Here is a 19,589-nt window from a genome sequence, read left to right on the forward strand (position 1 = left end):
AACCGGAGCCCGGTCCGGCCGCTTTGGATTCAGACGCTGTCCCGACTGACGATCTTTGAAAACATGCTGTCCTCTTCGTAGATGAGGGCAAGCTTGCGCTTCTCGAACTCCTCAAAGAACTCGTCCCAGGAGATCTCGACGAGCGAGTCGTGCTCGGAATTCGGCGCGTCCGGAAACATGATGCGGACGATGCCCACGTCGTCGCCGGAGTGAGTGCTGTCCACGGCCGCGGGCTTGCCGTCTTTGCCCTCTGCCCATTTGCGTATCGTGTCGTGGTCTGTCGTGCTCTGAGCCATTGTCTGATCCTTATGAAGTCGTCCTTCAAACGACCGGCGCGAACAGTCGTTCCCGAAAGGCTTTGGATCTGATGCTCTACCGGACTGAGTGCAATCGAGCCGGGTGCTCCCTTCGCCGGGACGAGTTCCGACGGCACAAGGTTTGCGCCGCCGGTCCATCGCTCAGCCTTCGTACTCGACCAGCAGGTCCTTTGCGTCGATCTGCGAGCCGGGCGTCACATGGACGGCCTTGATGACACCGTCGCGGTCGGCGTGCAGGCCGGTTTCCATCTTCATCGCCTCGATGGTCAGGAGCATGTCGCCCTGCTTGACCGCCTTGCCGGCCTCGATTGCGATCGAGGCGACGACGCCGGGCATCGGCGCGCCCACATGGGCCGGATTGCCGGTTTCGGCCTTGGGTTTGGCCGCGGCGCCACCGGCCAGCTTTCGGTTCGGCACGCGCGTCACGCGGGGCTGGCCGTTCAGCTCGAAGAAGACGCGGACCAGCCCGTCCTCGGTGATCTCGCCCATGGCCTGGCACCGAATCTCGAGCGTCTTGCCGGGGTCGATCTCGGCCGAGATCTCCTGCCCTGGCTCCATCCCGTAGAAGAAGGTGGGCGTGGGCAGGGTGCGGACGGGGCCGTATTCCTCGTGCCGCTTGCGGTAATCGACATAGACCTTGGGATACATGAGGTAGCCGAACAGATCCTCGTCATCGATCTCGACCCCGCCGCATTTCTCGGAGGCCTCGGCGCGCGCGGCTTCGAGATCCACGGGCTTGAGGTACTTGCCCGGGCGGTCCTCCATCGGCTTTTCGCCCTTAAGGATCTTCTTCTGGATCGTCTCGGGCCAGCCCCCCGGCGGATGGCCGAGCGCGCCGCGCATCATGTCGACCACCGAATCGGGGAACGTGACCTCGGTCTTCGGGTCCTCGACCTGCTCGCGTGTCAGGCCCTGTGCCACCATCATCAGGGCCATGTCACCGACCACCTTGGACGAGGGCGTCACCTTCACGATATCGCCGAACATCTGGTTCACCGCGGCATAGGTGTGCGCGACTTCGTGCCAGCGATCCTCCAGCCCCATCGATCGCGCCTGCGTCTTGAGGTTAGTGAACTGCCCGCCCGGCATCTCGTGCAGGTAGACTTCGGACGCGGGGGCCTGCATGCCCGACTCAAAAGCGGCGTAGTGGTTGCGCACGCCTTCCCAATAGTTCGAGATCTCGCGGATCGCGTCAATATCGAGGCCGGTGTCCCGCTCGGACCCGGCCAGCGCCTCGACCACGGTGCCGAGCGTTGCCTGCGAGGTGTTGCCCGACAGCGCGTCCATGGCGCAGTCCACCGCATCGACACCGGCGTCAGACGCGGCAAGGATCGTCCCGCTCGCAATGCCGGCGGTGTCGTGGGTGTGGAAGTGGATCGGCAGGCCGACCTCTTCCTTCAGCGCCTTGAACAGGATCCGCGCGGCACCCGGCTTCATCAGGCCCGCCATGTCCTTGACACCCAGGATATGTGCGCCGGCCGCCTTCAGCTCTTTCGCCGTGCGGACGTAGTAGTCGAGGTCGTATTTCGCGCGGTTCGGATCGCGCAGGTCCCCGGTATAGCAGACGGTGCCTTCGCAGACCTTGTTCTGCTCGATCACGGCGTCCATCGCGACGCGCATGTTCTCGACCCAGTTGAGGCTGTCGAACACGCGGAAGACGTCGATCCCGCTGATCGCCGCCTGCTTGACGAAGCCCTGCACCACGTTGTCGGGATAGTTCGTGTAGCCGACCCCGTTCGACCCGCGCAGCAGCATCTGCGTCATGATGTTTGGCACCCGCTCGCGGATGCCGCGCAGCCGCTCCCACGGGGATTCCTGCAGGAAGCGGTAGGCCACGTCGAAGGTCGCGCCGCCCCAGCATTCGAGGCTGAAGAGCTCGGGCAGGTTATGAGCATAGGTCGGCGCGACGCGGATCATGTCGATCCCGCGCATCCTTGTGGCCAGCAGCGACTGGTGCCCGTCGCGCATGGTGGTGTCGGTAATCAGCAGCTGCGGCTGATCGGCCAGCCAGTCGGCCACTGCCTGCGGCCCGAAATCGTCGAGGATCTGGCGCGTGCCCGACGCCGGGCCGTTCGTGCGAAGGCGCGGCGCGACGGGAGCCTTGGCCTCGGCCGGTGGCAGGGCGCGGCCTTCGGTCTCGGGGTGACCGTTCACGGTGATGTCGGCGATGTAGGTCAGAAGCTTCGTCGCCCGGTCGCGGCGCGGCGCGAAGTCGAACAACTCGGGCGTCTGGTCGATGAACTTGGTGTGGTATTCGTTGTTCACGAAGGTCGGGTGCCGCAGCAGGTTGATGACGAAGTCGATATTCGTGCTGACGCCGCGGATGCGGAACTCGCGCAGGGCCCGGTCCATACGGGCGATCGCGGCCTCGGGGGTGGGGGCCCAGGCGGTGACCTTTTCCAGCAGCGAGTCATAGTAGCGGGTGATGACGGCGCCCGAATAGGCCGTGCCGCCGTCGAGGCGGATGCCCATGCCGGTCGCACCGCGATAGGCGGTGATGCGGCCGTAATCGGGGATGAAGTTGTTGGTCGGGTCTTCCGAGGTGATCCGGCACTGGATCGCGTGGCCCGACAGTTCGACGTCGTACTGGCTGGCCGTCCCGGTGGCCTCCATCAGCGACTTGCCCTCGGCGATGAGGATCTGCGCGCGGACGATGTCGATGCCGGTGACTTCCTCGGTCACGGTGTGTTCGACCTGGACGCGGGGATTCACCTCGATGAAGTAGAACTCGCCCGTGTCCATATCCATCAGGAACTCGATGGTGCCGGCGCACTCGTAGCCCACATGCTCGGCGATCTTCTTGCCAAGGTTGCAGATCCGCTCGCGCTGCGCGCTGGACAGGTAGGGGGCGGGGGCACGCTCCACGACCTTCTGGTTGCGGCGCTGGACCGAGCAGTCACGCTCCCACAGGTGATAGATGTGGCCTTGGCTGTCGCCGAGGATCTGCACCTCGACGTGGCGGGCGCGCTGGATCATCTTTTCCAGATAGCCCTCGCCGTTGCCGAAGGCGGCCTCTGCCTCGCGCCGGCCCTCGCGCACCTTCTCTTCCAGCTCGTCGGGGCCGAGGATCGCGCGCATCCCGCGACCGCCACCGCCCCACGAGGCTTTCAGCATCAGCGGATAGCCGATCTCTTCGGCGGCGGCGCGCGCAGCGTCCATGTCGCCCGTCAGCACTTCGGAGGCGGGAACGACCGGCACGCCCGCCTCGATCGCGACGCGCCGGGCCGAAGCCTTGTCCCCCAGCTTGCGCATCGTTTCGGCCTTGGGGCCGATAAAGGTGATTCCGGCTTCGCGGCAGGCGTCGACGAAGTCGGGGTTTTCTGACAGCAGGCCATAGCCAGGATGGATCGCATCGGCGCCGCATTCTCGGGCAACGCGGATGATCTCGGGGATCGACAGGTAGGCCTGGACCGGACCCATCCCTTCGCCGATCCGGTAGGCCTCGTCGGCCTTGAAACGGTGCAGCGAAAGCTTGTCCTCGTCCGCATAGATCGCGACCGTCCGCTTGCCGAGTTCATTTGCCGCGCGCATGACGCGGATCGCGATCTCGCCCCGGTTGGCGATGAGGATCTTCTTGAAATCGGTCATGGTCGAAAAGCTCTCATTTCGCAGTTGCAGCGAAACGATAGTGCGCGGCCGCCGCACTGTCCATCGAACCCCTAGAGGCGGGCGCGCACCTCGGGCGGGGTGACGATGGCAAGCTGGCCCATGTCGGCGAGCATCCCCGTGCGCAGGATATGGATGGCGTGGTCGATCCCCGCGGGTCCAAGCGCCGCATACCCGTGGTGGAATGCCCGCCCCAGCATGACCATGTCCGCACCAAGGGCGATCAGGCGCAGCACGTCGGTGCCCGACCGCACGCCTCCATCGGCGATCAGCGGCATATCAGGCAAAGCGGCACGGATGGCCGGGAGGGCGCGGGCGGCGGCTGGCGCGGCGTCGAACTGGCGCCCGCCGTGATTCGACACCCAGACTGCGTCGGCAATCCCATCAAGCGACGCGGCGTCATCGGGATGCAGCACGCCTTTCACCACCAGCGGCCCGTCCCATTCGGCCCGCAGCGCCTCGAGATACGCGCGATCCGGCGAGACGCGGAGCTGGTAACCGATATGCCCCGTGGTCCCGCCAGCGCCGCCATGCGCATAGGGCTCCAGCGTCCTGAGGCGGGGGGTGCCAGAGCGAAGCGTGGCAAACGACCAGGCTGGACACAGCGCCGCCTGCGCCACGATGTGGGGGGTCAGGCGCATCGGGTTGGTCAGCCGCGCGCGCCGTTGGCGTTCGCGCCGCGACGGCGTGCCCACATCGGCCGTCAGGATCAGCGTCTTGAACCCGCTATTCCGCGCGCGGGACAGCATGTCGCGGCGGATGCCGGGATCCCGCGGCGGATAGAGCTGGAACCAACCGTGGTCGGCCGTTGCGGAGCCGACCTCTTCCGGGGTGGCGGCGGCAACGGTGGACAAACAGTAGGGGATGCCGGCGCGAGCGGCCGCGCGGGCAAGCTCGACCTCGGCTCCTGGCCAGATCAGCCCGGACATCCCCACCGGCGCGATGCCGACGGGCAGCGACCATTTCCGCCCCATGAGGGTCGTGGTCAGGTCGGGCTCGACCGGCGACAGGATGCGCGGCGTCAGGCAGATCGCGTCGAGCGCCGCCGTGTTGGCATGTTTGGCGCTTTCGCCGCCGGTCGCGCTGTCGAGGTATTCCCACACGAATCGCGGTACCCGCCGTCGCGCCCGGTCGTAGAGGTCTGACAGCGCGGGGTAGTGATCGTCCAGGTCCGTCATCTCGCGCCCTCGGATGGCAGCATGCGCGATAATCGCTCCGGCCAATGCTGCGAATAATCATGCCTCTGCGTAGCGTGACGCGCGTGTGAAGAACAGCGTAGAACGTATGCGGAACGTCGTGCTTCCTTTCCGTCACCGGAAGCGCTAGGTTGGGGTCATGCATAATTACGACGAGTCCGATGCGTTCGATGCCGCCGTTTCGCTGTCGCAGCGCGCCGCTGCCGCACGTCCCGCGCCCTATCTGGATGGTCTGAACCCTGCGCAGCGCGAGGCGGTCGAGACGCTCGACGGTCCAGTCCTGATGCTGGCGGGGGCAGGGACGGGCAAGACCCGCGCGCTGACCGCGCGAATCGCGCACCTCATGACGACGGGCCGCGCCCGCCCGAACGAGATCCTTGCCGTGACCTTCACCAACAAGGCCGCGCGTGAGATGAAGGAGCGCATCGGCCGCCTTCTGGGTCAGACGGTCGAGGGAATGCCGTGGCTCGGCACCTTCCACGCGATCTGCGTCAAGCTGCTGCGCCGCCACGCCGAATTGGCGGGCCTCAAGTCCAACTTCACGATCCTCGACACGGACGACCAGTTGCGGCTGCTCAAGCAACTGATCGTTGCCGAAGGTATCGACGAGAAGCGCTGGCCGCCCCGGATGCTTCTTGGCCTGATCGACAGCTGGAAGAACCGCGCTCTGCTGCCCAGCAAGGTGCCGGCGAGCGAGGCGAGCGCCTTCAACAACCGCGGCACCGAGCTTTACGATTACTATCAGCAGCGCCTGAAAGAGCTGAACGCCGTCGATTTCGGCGACCTGCTGCTGCACATGGTGACGATCTTTCAGGCACATCCCGATGTGCTGCATCAGTACCAGCAGCGGTTCCGCTACATCCTGGTCGACGAGTACCAGGACACGAACGTCGCCCAATACCTCTGGCTGCGGCTGCTGGCGCAGGGGCACAAGAACATCTGCTGCGTGGGCGATGACGATCAATCGATCTATGGCTGGCGCGGGGCCGAGGTCGGCAACATCCTTAGGTTCGAAACCGACTTCCCCGGTGCAAAGGTTGTCCGGCTGGAGCAGAACTATCGCTCCACCCCCCATATCCTTGCCGCCGCTTCCGGGGTCATAGACGCGAACAAGGGGCGGCTCGGCAAGACGCTCTGGACGGCCGAGGACCAGGGTGAGAAGGTCCGGCTGATCGGCCATTGGGACGGTGACGAAGAGGCCCGCTGGGTGGGCGAAGAGATCGAGGCGCTGGCGAAGGGCACCCGCCGGATGCGGCCTGTCAGCCTGGACGAGATGGCGATTCTCGTGCGCGCGTCGCACCAGATGCGGACCTTCGAGGACCGCTTCCTGACCATCGGGCTGCCCTATCGCGTCATCGGCGGCCCGCGCTTTTACGAGCGGATGGAGATCAGGGACGCGATGGCCTATTTCCGGCTCGCCGTCTCGCCCGACGACGATCTCGCGTTCGAGCGGATCGTGAATACGCCCAAGCGGGGTCTCGGCGACAAGGCGCAGCAGAAGATCCAGATGGCCGCGCGGGACAACGGGGTCAGCCTCGTTGACGGCGCGCGCATCCTGCTTCAGGACAAGGGGCTTGGCGGCAAGGGCGGTGCGGAACTGCGCGTGCTGGTCGAAGGCATCGCCCGGTGGCATGACGCTGTCCGTGATCCCGACGGCGATCACATCGCGCTGGCCGAGGCAATCCTGGACGAATCCGACTACACCGCGATGTGGCAAGAGGCGAAGGACCCGGATGCACCGGGGCGGCTGGAGAACCTGAAGGAGTTGGTGAAGGCGCTCGAAGGATTCCAGAACCTGCAGGGTTTCCTCGAGCACGTTGCGCTCATCATGGATAACGAGAGCGAGGCCGAGGGTGCCAAGGTGTCGATCATGACGCTGCACGCGGCGAAGGGATTGGAATTTCCCGCCGTATTCCTGCCGGGGTGGGAGGACGGGCTGTTCCCCTCGCAACGGTCGATGGACGAGTCGGGGCTCAAGGGCCTCGAGGAAGAGCGTCGTCTGGCCTATGTCGGCATCACCCGCGCCGAAGAGCTCTGCACGATCTCCTTCGCCGCGAACCGGCGGGTCTATGGCCAGTGGCAGTCGTCACTTCCCTCGCGATTCATCGACGAACTGCCGGAGGATCATGTCGAGGTGCTGACGCCTCCGGGCCTTTACGGCGGCGGCTACGGAGCGGCCGGCATGGCGGCCAGCACCTCCCCGCAGATCATGGCGAGCCAGCAGTCCGACCTGCACGATCGGGCGAGCCGGGCGGACGTGTACAATTCGCCGGGCTGGCGGCGGATGCAGGCGCGCAGCCAGAACCGCCCGATGAGCCAGCCGCGGGAATCGCGGAACATGGTCGTGGATGCCGAGGCTATTTCGGCCTTCGCGGAAGGCGACCGCGTGTTCCACCAGAAGTTCGGCTACGGCACCGTCACGGCATTCGAGGGGGACAAGATCGACGTCGCCTTCGACAAGGCAGGCGCCAAGAAAGTCGTAGGCAAGTTTCTCGTCGAAGCCGCGCAAGCGGGCGACGTGCCGTTCTGAAACTGTCGGCCTGAAAACAGAAAAGCGGCGATACCCGGGAGGAGATGGGTATCGCCGCCATTGACGTGCGCCGGGGAGGAGGTCGGCGCAACGTATCCGAATTTTGCAGCGACGACGTTCGGGAGGAGGGGAACGTCGCCGCCATATACGCTCGCCCGGGAGGAGGTGGGCGGCACGCATTCCATGTCCGTTGTGGCGGCAGCGCTCGGGAGGAGGTGAGCGCCGCCGCCAGATACGTACGCCGGGGAGGAGGTCGGCGCCCGTATGTCAGGTTCGGCGGCGATACCCGGGAGGAGGTGGGTATCGCCGCCTGAAACACAGCACCGGGGAGGAGGTCGGCGCTGCGTGTTCAGCGTGGCGACGACACCGGGGAGGAGGTCGGTGTCGTCGCCGAATACGAGGGACCCGGGAGGAGGTGGGCGCTCGTATGTCTCGTATGGCGGCGACGTCCGGGAGGAGGTGGACGTCGCCGCCGGATGCTCACGCCTGGGAGGAGGTTGGCGCTCGCAATCTTGTTCCTTGCGCGGCGGCACCGGGGAGGAGGTCGGTGCCGCCGCTTGATCCGGGGCGCGCGGGGGAGGAGATCCGCACGGCCCGAAATCGAAAGTCAGTTGTTGTAGGCAGCTTCCATCGCAACGGCCGTAATGCCGGAGCGGTGCATGCCAAGATCGGCGAGTTCACGGTCCGAAAGAGCGTTCAGCTCGTCGCGGGTCTGGCGATACACCTTCCAGGCGCCGTAGCGAGCGCGGAGATCGGAGCGGAACCCTTCGAAGCGGTTCAGGGCGAAGGGAGCAGGAATGATGTTCGTCAGGGTCATCGTCATCGGGCCTCTTGTCAGCGTGTCGGCGTCTCGTCGTCGCCGGCGTTGACCCATAGATAGACGATTGCTGCGGGTGCACAATCGGGGGCGTCGTCAATGCCGCTATGCAGCAAACGCAACGCCCCGCGCGCTCTTCCGACACCTCACCGGCCCGTACATGATTCTTCCCATGGGGCAGGACGCTTTGGTGGAATCGGGTGTGTCGGAGGCTTTGGGAATTCGTGGGACGATCCCGGGATTCGCAGCGGTTTCGGGTGACGCCGGACCGATTTCCGTGGGCGATGGGCTGCGCTGCGGCTGGTCGCCCTGCTTATAAGCCTTCTGGGGCCGGAAAAAATTCAACCAGATCTGGTATCCGGTGGATCGAGCGATGCAACATGTTCGCCGCTCGCGGCGCGGGAATCACGGGACTGTGTGCTTAAGGCCATAGTTTCCCGGCCGGGGCCGCGGTTGGACAACTTTTAAGGTTGTCGCCCATGATTTCCCATGGAATACCTAAGTCATCGAAGGGCGGTAGGCGGAACGGGCAACAAGACCTGAACGTCGAAATCAAAAAATGGCAGGCTTCATACAGGCAGCTCAACAAAAAACACCACGCGGTCACTTCGACAAAAAGATCCGGTGCGCAAGCGAGCAGACATCCCCCAAGGTGGCGCGCGCTATCGGACGAACCCGGAAACGGGAATTCTGGACGGCGATCCGAACCGTGGCAGCAGTTCGGATCGCCGCTTTCCGTTGCGCGGGGGCAATTCAAGAATCAGCTGAATCACGCGTCAGCTGGTCGGTCAAGGAGAAGCTTCTTTGTTCGACGTGTTCATAGGTCAACACGAGAACAAGATCGACGCGAAGGCGCGTCTCTCCATCCCTGCCGATTTTCGCAAGGTCATCGATCACGGTCACCAGGATCGCGAGCCGGGCACGCCCGCTACGTTCCTGCTGGTCTTCGGTGACGAGCGCACGCCCTATCTCGAGGGGATGACGCTTTCCCGGCTCAAGAAGATCACCAAGCAGATCCGGCGGATGTCCAAGTCGGATCCCCGCCGCAACCAGCTGGAAGAGACGATCTACGAAAAGGCCCAGCAACTCGTCCTCGATGACACGGGGCGGATCGTCCTGCCGGCGCGGGGGCGCGAAAAGCTGGGGCTCTCTGCCAACGAGGTGGTTGTCTTTGCCGGTCGTGGCGACAGCTTCCGCGTCTGGAAGCCCGAGGCGCATGTGACGGCCACGGCACGGCCGCCCGCGGATCCGGAGCTTGGCTACGATCCCGGCAAGGATCCGATGGATTACCTCGATGGTGACGAAGACGACGAGGACTGATTCATGGCGCCGCACATTCCAGTTCTTCTATCTTCGATCATCACCCACTGCGCGCCGATCCGCGGCCTGTGGATCGACGGTACGTTCGGGGCAGGCGGCTATGCGCGCGGCCTTCTAGCCGCCGGCGCCGACCGCGTCATCGGCATAGACCGGGACCCGACCGTCTTTGCCATGGCCGAAGAATGGGCGGACGAGTACGGCGACGCTCTTCACCTCGTGCAGGGCACGTTTTCAGATCTCGACACGCTGGCGGGCGAAGAAGCTGACGGGGTGGTGCTGGATCTGGGCGTGTCGTCGATGCAGCTTGACCGTGCAGAGCGCGGATTTTCCTTCATGCGCGACGGGCCGCTCGACATGCGGATGGGCGACGAGGGGATGACCGCGGCCGATATCGTCAACGACGCGCCCGAGGGTGTGCTGGCCGACATCATATACCACTACGGCGAGGACCGCGCCTCCCGCCGCATCGCGCGCGCCATCGTCGAGGCGCGGGCGGTGTCGCGCATCGTCACGACCGGGCAGCTCGCCGCGATCGTCGAGCGTGTCCTCCCGCGTCCGAAGCCTGGCCAAAGCCACTCCGCCACGCGCACCTTCCAGGGCCTGCGCATCGCTGTGAATGACGAGTTCGGGCAGCTGGTCGAGGGACTCGAGGCGGCGGAACGCGCGCTGAAGCCGGGCGGATGGCTCGCCGTGGTCAGCTTTCATTCGCTCGAGGACCGGGTGGTCAAGCGGTTCCTGCAGGCGCGGTCGAGCAAGGGGGGCGGGGGCAACCGCTATGCGCCGGCGGTCGATGCAGCGACGCCACGCTTTGCAGATCTTTCCAAGGGGATTGTCGCGGATCATCGCGAAGTGGATCAGAATCCACGGGCACGTTCGGCGCGTCTGAGGATCGCGCGCCGCACCGACGCCCCGGCCGGTCCCAGCGACCGGAAGGCGCTCGGCCTGCCCAAGTTCGATCCCGGAGTGTTATAGATGCGCACGATCCTGTTTGTGTTGCCGGGCTTCGCCGTGATGGCCCTCGCCTTCTGGGCCTATTCCGAGAATTACGAGACGCAGGAATCGCTTGCGCATGTGCGCGACCTGCAGCGCCGGATCGGAGCCGAGCGTGAGACGCTGGCCATCCTCAAGGCCGAGTGGGCATACCTGAACCGGCCTGAACGCCTGCGCGCCTTGGTGGACCTGAACTTCGAGCGCCTCGCGCTCTTGCCGCTGCAACCGTTTCATTTTGCCGATGTGGATCAGATCCCGTACCCGACGCCGGATCTTGAGGACATCGTCGACGTCATTCCGCTGAAGGGAGAGCTGCCCTGATGACCCGCACTCCGCTCCGCCCGCTCGCCCGTGTCCTCGACGCCCGCCAGAAGGGCGAAAACCCCGACGCGATCGAGCGTGAGAACCTGCGCCGCCGCCACGACGAGATGCGCGACACGGCCCGCCGGCGGGCCGAGGGGCGGCTGGTGCTGATGGCGGGCTTTTTCATCTGTGCATTCGCCGTGGTCGGTGTGCGCATGGGCATGATGGCCGTGGCCGAGCCGACCGAACCGACAAGCCAGGTTGAAGGGTCCTCCGCCGTGCCGCAACGCGCCGACATCGTCGATCGCCAGGGTCGGACGCTGGCGACGAACCTCGCGACCTACGCGCTTTATGCGCAACCGCCGCACATGACGGACAAGGCGCGCGCCGCGCGCGAGCTGGCTGCGATCTTCCCCGACCTCGATGAGAAGGAGCTCTACGAGGATTTCACGGGCAAGCGGAAGTTCCTCTGGATCAAGAAGAAGCTCAGCCCCGAGCAGCGTCAGGCCGTCCATGACATCGGAGACCCCGGCCTACTCTTCGGGCCGCGCGAGATGCGCCTCTATCCGAACGGGAAGCTCGCCGCCCATATCCTCGGCGGGGCGCGCTTTGACAAGGAAGGCGTGGCCTCGGCCGAGGTCGTGGGCGTTGCCGGCATCGAACGCGCGATGGATGACGAGCTGCGCGATCCGGCCCGCGCGGGAGAGCCGCTGGCGCTGTCGATCGACATCAGCGTCCAGTCCGCCATGCGCGAGGTTCTCTATGGCGGCATGCGCCTGATGAACGCCAAGGGAGCTGCGGGCGTACTGATGGACATCCACTCGGGCGAGATCCTGTCGATGGTCTCGCTGCCAGATTTCGACCCGAACGACCGCCCCCGCCCGCTGACCACGGGCGATGCCGGGGACAGCCCTCTTTTCAACCGGGCGGTGCAGGGGGTCTACGAGCTGGGCTCGACCTTCAAGATTCTCGCGGTCGCGCAAGCGATGGAGCTTGGCCTCGTCACGCCCGACACCATGGTCGATGCCGACGCGCCGCTGAGATGGGGCCGTTTCACGATCCAGGAGTTCGAGCGCAAAAATTACGGCCCCCTGCTTTCGGTCACCGACGTGATCGTCAAAAGCTCGAACGTCGGCACGGGGAATATCGCGCTCGAGATCGGGGGCGAGCGCCAGCAGGAGTTCCTGCGCAGCTTCGGAGTCTTCGATCCGTCGCCGGTCGAGCTGGTCGAGGCCCCCTACGCCAAGCCGCTGGTGCCCGAGAACTGGTCCGAGATCGTCACGATCACGGCCTCCTACGGCCACGGTTTTGCGTCGTCTCCGCTTAACCTTGCAACGGCCTATTCCTCGTTGCTGAACGGCGGCACCAAGGTGACGCCGACCCTGCTGAAACGCGACAGCGTCGAGCCGGGGCCGCGCCTTGTCCGGCCGGAGGTGTCCAGGGCGTCGGCCGAGATGCTGCGCCAGGTCGTGCTGCGCGGAACGGCAAGCTTCGGCGCGGTTCCGGGCTACGAGGTCGGGGGCAAGACCGGCACGGCGAACAAGCCGCTCGAGAACGGCCGGGGCTATTACCAGGACAAGAACATCAATACCTTCGCCAGCGTCTTCCCCGCATCGGACCCGAAATACGTGCTGGTCGTCTCGCTCGACGAGGCATCGGACAATTCGGGCTCGGAACCGCGCCGCACCGCGGGCTGGACGGCCGTTCCGGTCTCGGCCGAGATCATCCGGCGTTCGGCCCCGCTTCTTGGCCTCAGGCCGATCATTGAACCCGTCGAGACATCCGCGCTAATACCCGCCTCGAACTGAAGGGGGGCCGACATGGCACACCGCACGAGGACACTGGCCGACCTGGGCCTCAGCGCGCAGGGCGGCCGCGACGCCCGGATCACCGGCATCTCCGTCGATAGCCGCGAGACGCGGGACGGGCATCTCTTCGCCGCGCTGCCGGGCACGCGCTCGCACGGGGCGACCTTCGTTCAGGCCGCGGTCCAGATGGGCGCGGCGGCGATCCTGACCGACCGCGAAGGGCTGGCAATCGCGCGACCGGCACTTGACCGGACAAACGTGGCCGTGGTCGTGACCGAGAACCCCCGCCAGGCGCTCGCCTATGCCGCGGCGCTGTGGTTCGGCACCCAGCCCGAAACGATGGTCGCGGTGACGGGGACCAACGGCAAGACATCGGTGGCAAGCTTCACGCGTCAGATCTGGATGGCGCTCGGCCACCGGGCGATCAATCTTGGCACCACTGGCGTCGAGGGCGCGTGGGAGACGCCGCTCCGCCACACGACGCCCGAGCCCGTGACGCTGCACCGCGTTCTGTGCGAGGCCGCGGCGGAAGGGATCACCCATGCGGCGATGGAGGCAAGCTCGCACGGGCTCGACCAGCATCGGCTGGACGGGGTCACGCTGCGGGCAGCGGGCTTCACCAACTTCACCCAGGATCACCTGGATTATCACGCCAACTTCGAAGAGTACTTTGCGGCCAAGGCCGGGCTCTTCGACCGCGTCCTGCCCGAGGATGGCACCGCCGTCATCAATGTCGAGGACCCGAAGGGCGACGCGATGCGCGCCATTGCCGGTGCACGTGGCCAGGACATCCTGACCGTCGGCCGCCGCCCCGATGCGGCCCTTCGCGTCATCGCGCAACGCTTCGATCCCACTGGTCAGCACCTCCGCTTTGCCTGGAGCGCCGAGCCCCGGCAGGTGCGGTTGGGCCTGATCGGCGGATTCCAGGCCGAGAACGTGCTGCTCGCCGCCGGCCTCGCCATCGCCAGCGGCTGCGAGCCGCGCGACGTGTTCGAGGTGCTGCCGCAGCTCACCACCGTGCGCGGCCGGATGCAGCTTGCTGCCACCCGCGAAAGCGGTGCTGCCGTGTTCGTGGACTACGCCCACACCCCCGCCGCGCTGGAAACTGCGCTGCAGGCGCTGCGCCCCCACGCGATGGGGCGGCTCGTCGTGGTCTATGGTGCCGGCGGCGACCGAGACCGGGGCAAGCGGCCGCTCATGGGGGCCGCCGCGCGCGATCACGCGGATCTGCGTATCGTGACGGATGACAATCCGCGCTCCGAGGAACCCGCCGCGATCCGGGCCGAGATCCTTGCCGCCGATTCCGAGGCGATCGAGATCGGCGACCGCGCCGAAGCGATCTTGCGCGCAGTGGACATGCTGGAAGAGGGCGACGCCCTTTTGATTGCCGGTAAGGGGCACGAGACCGGCCAGATCGTGGGCGAGACGATTTACCCCTTCGACGACGCCGAGCAGGCAAGCGTTGCCGTGGCCGCACTGGATGGACGCGTCGCATGAGCCTCTGGACATCTGCCGATGCCGCCCGCGCCACGCGCGGTCGCTCGACGACGGAATGGACTGCGAACGGCGTCTCCATCGACACGCGCACGCTGCAGGTCGGTGACCTGTTCGTTGCCCTGAAAGCCGCGCGGGACGGGCACGAGTTCGTGGCGCAGGCGCTGGAGAAGGGCGCTGCGGCCGCGCTGGTCTCGCACATTCCCCAGGGCATCGCCGAGGACGCGCCGCTCTTGGTCGTGGACGACGTGCAGGCCGCTCTCGAAGGGCTCGGGCGGTTTGCGCGCGACCGGCTGCAGGGCAGGGTGCTCGCCATCACCGGTTCGGTCGGCAAGACCACCACGAAAGAAATGGCGCGCGTGGCCTTCGCAGGCCAGTTCGCGATCGAGGCCGCCGTCGCCAGCTACAACAACCACTGGGGCGTGCCGCTGACCCTTGCGCGCACCCCGCCCGAAGCCGATCTGCTGATCGTCGAGATCGGGATGAGCCACCCGGACGAGATCGCGCCGCTGTCGCGCATGGCGCGCCCGCACGTCGCCATCGTCACCACCGTCGCCGCCGCGCATCTCGAGGCGTTCGGCAGCCTCGAGGGAATCGCAACCGAGAAGGCGTCGGTCTTCGACGGGCTCGAGCCCGGCGGCGCGGCGATCTACAACGCGGACCTTCCGACGACGCCGATCCTCGCCGCCGCGGCGGGCGAGCGTGGGCTGTCCTTCGGCGAGGCCGAGGGCGCGGATCTGCGCATCACGAACATCACGCTCGCCGACGATGCCACCATCGTGCAGGCAAGGCACGAGAACTACGATATCCTCTATCGCGTCTCCGCGCCGGGCCGGCATCTTGCGCTGAACGCGGCCTCGATCCTCCTCGCGGCCGAACCCGTGGGCGCCGATCCCGACGTCACCGCGCAGGCCATCACGAAGTGGCAGCCGCCCGCGGGCCGCGGCACGCGCGAGACGGTGACGCTGGACGAGGTCGAGGGCCGCAGCCTCACGCTTATCGACGATGCCTTTAACGCCAATCCAGCCTCGATGGCGGCCGCGCTCGACCGGGTCGCCGCGGCCGAGCCGCCCAAGGGGGGGCGGCGCATCGCGATCCTGACCGACATGCTCGAACTTGGGCCCGACGCGACCACGCTCCACCGCGCGTTGGCCGACCATCCTGGGATGAACCGTCTCGCACAGGTCCACACCGCAGGTCCCCTGATGCGCGCGCTGCACGAGGCGCTGCCGTCCGATCAGCGCGGTCAATGGGCCGAAACTGCCGAGGAGCTGGTGCGCGAGGTCCGGCACCTGGTCCATTCCGGCGATATCGTGCTTGTCAAAGGCTCGAAAAGCTCTAGGGCCGCGCTTGTCGTTGACGCGATCCGGGAATTGGGCCATCGCGGCCGCCGACCCGCAGCAGAGGCGCGCTGAATGCTCTACTGGCTTTCGACTTTCTCCGATGGCGGAGATCTGTTCAACCTTTTCCAGTACATCACCTTCCGCGCGGGTGCCGCGTTCTTTACCGCGCTGGTCTTCGGCTTCGTGTTTGGCCGGCCGCTGATCGACCTCTTGCGCAAGCGCCAGCGCTACGGGCAGCCGATCCGCACCGACGGTCCCAAAGGCCACGTCCAGACCAAGACGGGGACGCCGACCATGGGCGGCGTGCTGATTCTGGGCGCGCTTCTGTTTTCGACCCTGCTCTGGGGGCGGCTCGACAACCCGTATGTCTGGATGCTGCTTTTCGTGACCGTGGGGTTCGGGGCCATCGGCTTCATGGACGACTACGCGAAGGTGACCAAGAACAGCCATGCCGGGTTATCAGGCAAGGTGCGGCTGTTGATCGGCTTCACCATCGCCGGCATCGCCGGGTTCTGGGCCGCGTGGTTTCACCCGCCCGAGCTGGCTTGGCAACTGGCCTTCCCGGTTTTCAAGAACGTGCTTTTGAACCTCGGTATCCTCTTCTTGCCCTTCGCGATGATCGTGATCGTGGGCGCGGCGAACGCGGTGAACCTGACGGACGGGCTCGACGGGCTTGCGATCATGCCGGTGATGATCGCGAGTGCGACGCTGGGCGTGATCGCCTACACGGTCGGCCGCGTCGACTTCACTGAGTACCTCGACGTGCATTACGTGCCGGGAACGGGCGAGATCCTGATCTTCTGCTCGGCCCTGATCGGCGGCGGCCTGGGGTTCCTGTGGTACAATGCGCCCCCGGCGGCCGTGTTCATGGGCGACACGGGGTCGCTGGCCCTTGGCGGGGCGCTCGGCGCGATCGCGGTGGCCATCAAGCACGAGCTGGTGCTGGCCATCGTCGGCGGCCTCTTCGTGGTCGAGGCACTTTCGGTCATCATCCAGGTGCTTTATTTCAAGCGGACCGGAAGGCGGGTCTTCCTGATGGCGCCGATCCACCACCATTTCGAGAAACGCGGCTGGCCCGAGGCGCAGATCGTGATCCGGTTCTGGATCATCTCGCTGATCCTCGCGCTGATCGGCCTTGCCACGCTGAAGCTGCGCTGATGGCTGGCGCGGAGACAGGCATAGGAAAGAGGGTCGCATGATCCCGGTCACCGGAGTCGAAGGTCGCCGCATCGCCGTTCTGGGTCTGGGCCGTTCGGGCCTGTCGGCGGCGCGCGCGATCCGCGCCGGCGGCGGCACGCCCATCTGCTGGGACGACGGCGCCGAGGGACGCGCGCGGGCCGAGGCCGAGGGGTTCGAGACCCACGACCTGACGCGATCCGGCGCTTTCGAAGGCGTGGCCGAGTTGATCGTGTCGCCCGGTATCCCGCATCTCTACCCGCGCCCGCACCCGGTCGTGGCTGCGGCGCTGGCTGCCAGCGTGCCGGTGGACAATGATATCGGGCTATTCTTCCGCTCGGTCGGGGTCGAGGGGCTGCCGAAGATCGTCGCGGTCACCGGCTCGAACGGGAAATCCACCACCTCGGCCCTGATTGCCCATATCCTGAAAGAGGCCGGGCGGCCGGTGCAACTCGCGGGCAATATCGGGCGCGGCGTGCTGGACATCGACATGCCGGGCGAGGGCGACGTGGTGGTCCTGGAACTGTCCTCCTACCAGACCGAGCTGGCGCGCGCGCTGACACCCGATGTGGCCGTGTTCACCAACCTCTCGCCCGATCACCTCGACCGGCACGGCGGGATGGGCGGCTATTACGCGGCCAAGCGGCGCCTGTTTTCCGAAGGCGGGCCCGACCGAGCCGTGATCGGCGTGGACGAGGTCGAGGGGCAGTTCCTTGCCGGCCAGATGTCCGAAGGCGCAGGCGACGACCGCGTGATCCGCGTCAGCGTCGAGCGGCGCCTGCCGGGGCCGGGATGGTCGGTCGTGGCGCGCAAGGGCTACCTTGCCGAGTGGCGCAAGGGCCGGCAGGTCGGCAGCATCGACCTGCGCGCGGTCAAGGGGCTTCCGGGCAGCCACAACCACCAGAACGGTTGCGCGGCCTATGCCGCCGTGCGCGCCCTGGGCCTCAGCCCCAAGACCATCGAGGAGGCCTTCCACAGCTTCGGCGGTTTGCCGCACCGGTCCGAACTCGTGGCCGAGCGGGACGGCGTGCGTTGGGTCAACGACAGCAAGGCGACGAACGTGGACGCGGCCGCCAAGGGGCTTCAGGCGTTCGAGCGGATCCGCTGGATCGCCGGGGGGCTGGGCAAGGAGGGCGGCGTGGCCGCGCTGGAACCGTTCCTCGGCAGCGTGACCAAGGCGTATCTCATCGGCCACTCGGCGCGGGATTTCGCGGTGCAGCTGACCTCGATTCCGGTCGAAATCTGCGAGGACATGGCAACGGCCGTCGAACGCGCCGGGGCCGAGGCCGAACCGGGCGAGACCATCCTTCTGGCACCCGCCGCGGCAAGCTTCGACCAGTATCCCGACTTCGAAAAGCGCGGCGAGGACTTCAAGAGGCTGGTGACGGCGCGCTTCGGCTGACGCTCAGCGGGCGGCGATGGCGGTCCCCGCCGCCCAGCCCGACGACCACGCCCATTGGAAGTTGTAGCCCCCGAGCCAGCCGGTCACGTCCACCGCCTCGCCGATGGCGAAGAGGCCCGTCAGGTGGCGGCTCTCCATGGTCTTCGACGACAGTCCATCCGTGTCGATGCCGCCCAACGTGACCTCGGCCGTGCGGTAGCCTTCGGTTCCCGCGGGGGTCAGCCGCCAGTCCCGCAGGCCGGCCACGATCCCCTCGAGCACCGCGTCCGAGCAGTCGGCGAGGCGCGGGGGTGTCCCGTCGGGGATCAACGCCGCCGCAAGCCGCTGGGGCAGGTGCGCCGCCAGATGCGTGGCGGGTGCCTTCCGCCCCTCACGGCTGCGCGCGTCCTTCAACGCGGGCAGCAGGGCGCCGCTAGGGTCGAGGTCCAGCGCGACCGGGTTGCCTTCCGTCCAGTAGCTCGACGCCTGCAAGACCGCAGGGCCGGACAGCCCCCGGTGCGTGAACAGCAACGCCTCGTCGAACGCCGCGCCTCCGGCCCGGACGCGCGCCGGTGTCGCCACCCCCGCGAGCGCCTGAAGGCGGTCCAGCACGGTGCCGCTGAAGGTGAAGGGGACCAGGCCCGGCCGCGTCTCGACCAGCGCGTGACCGAACTGCCGTGCGACCCGGTAGGCGAGGCCGGTCGCGCCCATCTTCGGGATCGACAAGCCGCCCGTCGCCAGAACCAGGTTGCGCGCCGACACGTCGACCACCCGCCCCTCGCGCGTCAGGCGGACCCGGAACCCCGCGCCGTCATGGCCGACCTCGTCCACGGTGGTTGACAGCCACAGCCGCGCCTCGCCCATCTCGCTGCGCAGCATCTCGACGATCTGGGTGGCCTTGCCGTCGCAAAACAGCTGCCCCAGCGTCTTTTCGTGCCACGCGATCCCGTGCTGCTGCACCAGCCCCAGGAAATCCCACTGGGTGTAGCGGCTGAGCGCGGACTTGGCGAAATGCGGGTTGCGGGACAGGAACCGCTCGGGCTCGATCCCCATGTTGGTGAAGTTGCACCGCCCCCCGCCCGAGATGCGGATCTTCTCGCCCGGGGCCTTCGCGTGGTCCACGACCAGCACGTCGGCGCCCGCAAATGCGGCGCACATCATGCCGGCGGCGCCCGCGCCAAGGATCAGGGTCTGCACATCCATGGGGCCCTCGTGGCGCGGCTGCATCGCAAGCGCAAGCGGGTGTATTCGAACTGGCCAAGTGACCGCGGGCGCGCTACGCTCGCGGTCAGACCCGGACAAACCGGG

Annotated in this window: 14 protein-coding genes; 9 read left to right on the plus strand and 5 right to left on the minus strand. The window is 66.7% G+C overall.

Annotated elements, in window-relative coordinates; genetic code table 11:
* Positions 1 to 29 precede the first annotated feature (29 nt).
* From ACFDS3_RS03010 to ACFDS3_RS03020, 3 genes are all read right to left on the minus strand, one after another.
* Positions 30 to 296, minus strand: coding sequence for a hypothetical protein (locus ACFDS3_RS03010; protein WP_375260855.1), 267 nt, complete (start codon positions 294 to 296; stop codon positions 30 to 32).
* A gap of 162 nt (positions 297 to 458) precedes the next feature.
* Positions 459 to 3,905, minus strand: a complete 3,447-nt coding sequence (locus tag ACFDS3_RS03015) for a pyruvate carboxylase (RefSeq protein WP_375260856.1) — start codon at positions 3,903 to 3,905, stop codon at positions 459 to 461.
* Between the two features lie 71 nt (positions 3,906 to 3,976).
* Positions 3,977 to 5,101: an alpha-hydroxy acid oxidase gene (locus ACFDS3_RS03020; protein WP_375260857.1), complete on the minus strand. Its 1,125-nt coding sequence runs from the start codon at positions 5,099 to 5,101 to the stop codon at positions 3,977 to 3,979.
* Positions 5,102 to 5,258: 157 nt separating this feature from the next.
* Here ACFDS3_RS03020 and ACFDS3_RS03025 point away from each other — a divergent pair, with 157 nt between their 5' ends.
* The gene (locus ACFDS3_RS03025) at positions 5,259 to 7,649 is read left to right on the plus strand and encodes an ATP-dependent helicase (RefSeq protein ID WP_375260858.1); all 2,391 of its coding nucleotides are present in this window, start codon (positions 5,259 to 5,261) and stop codon (positions 7,647 to 7,649) included.
* 607 nt (positions 7,650 to 8,256) lie between these two features.
* Here the strand turns inward: ACFDS3_RS03025 and ACFDS3_RS03030 are convergent.
* Entirely contained in the window at positions 8,257 to 8,472 is a 216-nt protein-coding gene (locus tag ACFDS3_RS03030; protein WP_375260859.1) for a DUF1127 domain-containing protein, read from the minus strand.
* 807 nt (positions 8,473 to 9,279) lie between these two features.
* Between ACFDS3_RS03030 and ACFDS3_RS03035 the strand changes: the two genes are divergently transcribed.
* Genes ACFDS3_RS03035 through murD form a run of 8 tightly spaced genes read left to right on the plus strand, consistent with a single transcriptional unit; the run spans position 9,280 to position 18,302 of the window.
* Positions 9,280 to 9,786, plus strand: a complete 507-nt coding sequence (locus ACFDS3_RS03035; RefSeq protein WP_375260909.1) for a division/cell wall cluster transcriptional repressor MraZ — start codon at positions 9,280 to 9,282, stop codon at positions 9,784 to 9,786.
* A gap of 3 nt (positions 9,787 to 9,789) precedes the next feature.
* Positions 9,790 to 10,758, plus strand: a complete 969-nt coding sequence (gene rsmH, locus ACFDS3_RS03040; protein WP_375260860.1) for a 16S rRNA (cytosine(1402)-N(4))-methyltransferase RsmH — start codon at positions 9,790 to 9,792, stop codon at positions 10,756 to 10,758.
* Positions 10,759 to 11,097 carry a cell division protein FtsL gene (locus tag ACFDS3_RS03045; protein ID WP_375260861.1) on the plus strand — a complete coding sequence of 113 codons (339 nt, stop codon included), beginning with the start codon at positions 10,759 to 10,761 and terminating at the stop codon, positions 11,095 to 11,097.
* Positions 11,097 to 12,887 (plus strand): peptidoglycan D,D-transpeptidase FtsI family protein, encoded by a 1,791-nt coding sequence (locus ACFDS3_RS03050; RefSeq protein ID WP_375260862.1) that lies wholly within the window; start codon positions 11,097 to 11,099, stop codon positions 12,885 to 12,887. Before ACFDS3_RS03045 ends, ACFDS3_RS03050 begins: the two co-directional genes overlap by 1 nt.
* A gap of 12 nt (positions 12,888 to 12,899) precedes the next feature.
* The gene (locus ACFDS3_RS03055) at positions 12,900 to 14,384 is read left to right on the plus strand and encodes a UDP-N-acetylmuramoyl-L-alanyl-D-glutamate--2,6-diaminopimelate ligase (protein WP_375260863.1); all 1,485 of its coding nucleotides are present in this window, start codon (positions 12,900 to 12,902) and stop codon (positions 14,382 to 14,384) included.
* Complete coding sequence (gene murF / locus ACFDS3_RS03060) at positions 14,381 to 15,796, plus strand: UDP-N-acetylmuramoyl-tripeptide--D-alanyl-D-alanine ligase (protein ID WP_375260864.1); 1,416 nt, start codon at positions 14,381 to 14,383, stop codon at positions 15,794 to 15,796. Before ACFDS3_RS03055 ends, murF begins: the two co-directional genes overlap by 4 nt.
* Positions 15,797 to 16,882: a phospho-N-acetylmuramoyl-pentapeptide-transferase gene (gene mraY, locus ACFDS3_RS03065; RefSeq protein ID WP_375260865.1), complete on the plus strand. Its 1,086-nt coding sequence runs from the start codon at positions 15,797 to 15,799 to the stop codon at positions 16,880 to 16,882.
* Positions 16,883 to 16,919: 37 nt separating this feature from the next.
* Positions 16,920 to 18,302, plus strand: a complete 1,383-nt coding sequence (gene murD / locus ACFDS3_RS03070; protein WP_375260866.1) for a UDP-N-acetylmuramoyl-L-alanine--D-glutamate ligase — start codon at positions 16,920 to 16,922, stop codon at positions 18,300 to 18,302.
* A gap of 3 nt (positions 18,303 to 18,305) precedes the next feature.
* Here murD and ACFDS3_RS03075 read toward each other — a convergent pair whose 3' ends face one another.
* Positions 18,306 to 19,484 (minus strand): NAD(P)/FAD-dependent oxidoreductase, encoded by a 1,179-nt coding sequence (locus ACFDS3_RS03075; RefSeq protein ID WP_375260867.1) that lies wholly within the window; start codon positions 19,482 to 19,484, stop codon positions 18,306 to 18,308.
* Positions 19,485 to 19,589 lie beyond the last annotated feature (105 nt).

Origin of the sequence: Palleronia sp., assembly GCF_042089775.1 — a bacterium.
Lineage (GTDB): Bacteria > Pseudomonadota > Alphaproteobacteria > Rhodobacterales > Rhodobacteraceae > Palleronia.

Coding starts and splice junctions, on each gene's coding strand:
- ACFDS3_RS03050 (WP_375260862.1), top strand. CDS start 11,097: ATGACCCGCACTCCGCTCCGCCCGCTCGCCCGTGTCCTCGACGCCCGC.
- ACFDS3_RS03055 (WP_375260863.1), top strand. CDS start 12,900: ATGGCACACCGCACGAGGACACTGGCCGACCTGGGCCTCAGCGCGCAG.
- ACFDS3_RS03045 (WP_375260861.1), top strand. CDS start 10,759: ATGCGCACGATCCTGTTTGTGTTGCCGGGCTTCGCCGTGATGGCCCTC.
- ACFDS3_RS03025 (WP_375260858.1), top strand. CDS start 5,259: ATGCATAATTACGACGAGTCCGATGCGTTCGATGCCGCCGTTTCGCTG.
- ACFDS3_RS03010 (WP_375260855.1), bottom strand. CDS start 296: ATGGCTCAGAGCACGACAGACCACGACACGATACGCAAATGGGCAGAG.
- ACFDS3_RS03075 (WP_375260867.1), bottom strand. CDS start 19,484: ATGGATGTGCAGACCCTGATCCTTGGCGCGGGCGCCGCCGGCATGATG.
- murD (WP_375260866.1), top strand. CDS start 16,920: ATGATCCCGGTCACCGGAGTCGAAGGTCGCCGCATCGCCGTTCTGGGT.
- ACFDS3_RS03020 (WP_375260857.1), bottom strand. CDS start 5,101: ATGACGGACCTGGACGATCACTACCCCGCGCTGTCAGACCTCTACGAC.
- ACFDS3_RS03030 (WP_375260859.1), bottom strand. CDS start 8,472: ATGACGATGACCCTGACGAACATCATTCCTGCTCCCTTCGCCCTGAAC.
- mraY (WP_375260865.1), top strand. CDS start 15,797: ATGCTCTACTGGCTTTCGACTTTCTCCGATGGCGGAGATCTGTTCAAC.
- murF (WP_375260864.1), top strand. CDS start 14,381: ATGAGCCTCTGGACATCTGCCGATGCCGCCCGCGCCACGCGCGGTCGC.
- rsmH (WP_375260860.1), top strand. CDS start 9,790: ATGGCGCCGCACATTCCAGTTCTTCTATCTTCGATCATCACCCACTGC.
- ACFDS3_RS03015 (WP_375260856.1), bottom strand. CDS start 3,905: ATGACCGATTTCAAGAAGATCCTCATCGCCAACCGGGGCGAGATCGCG.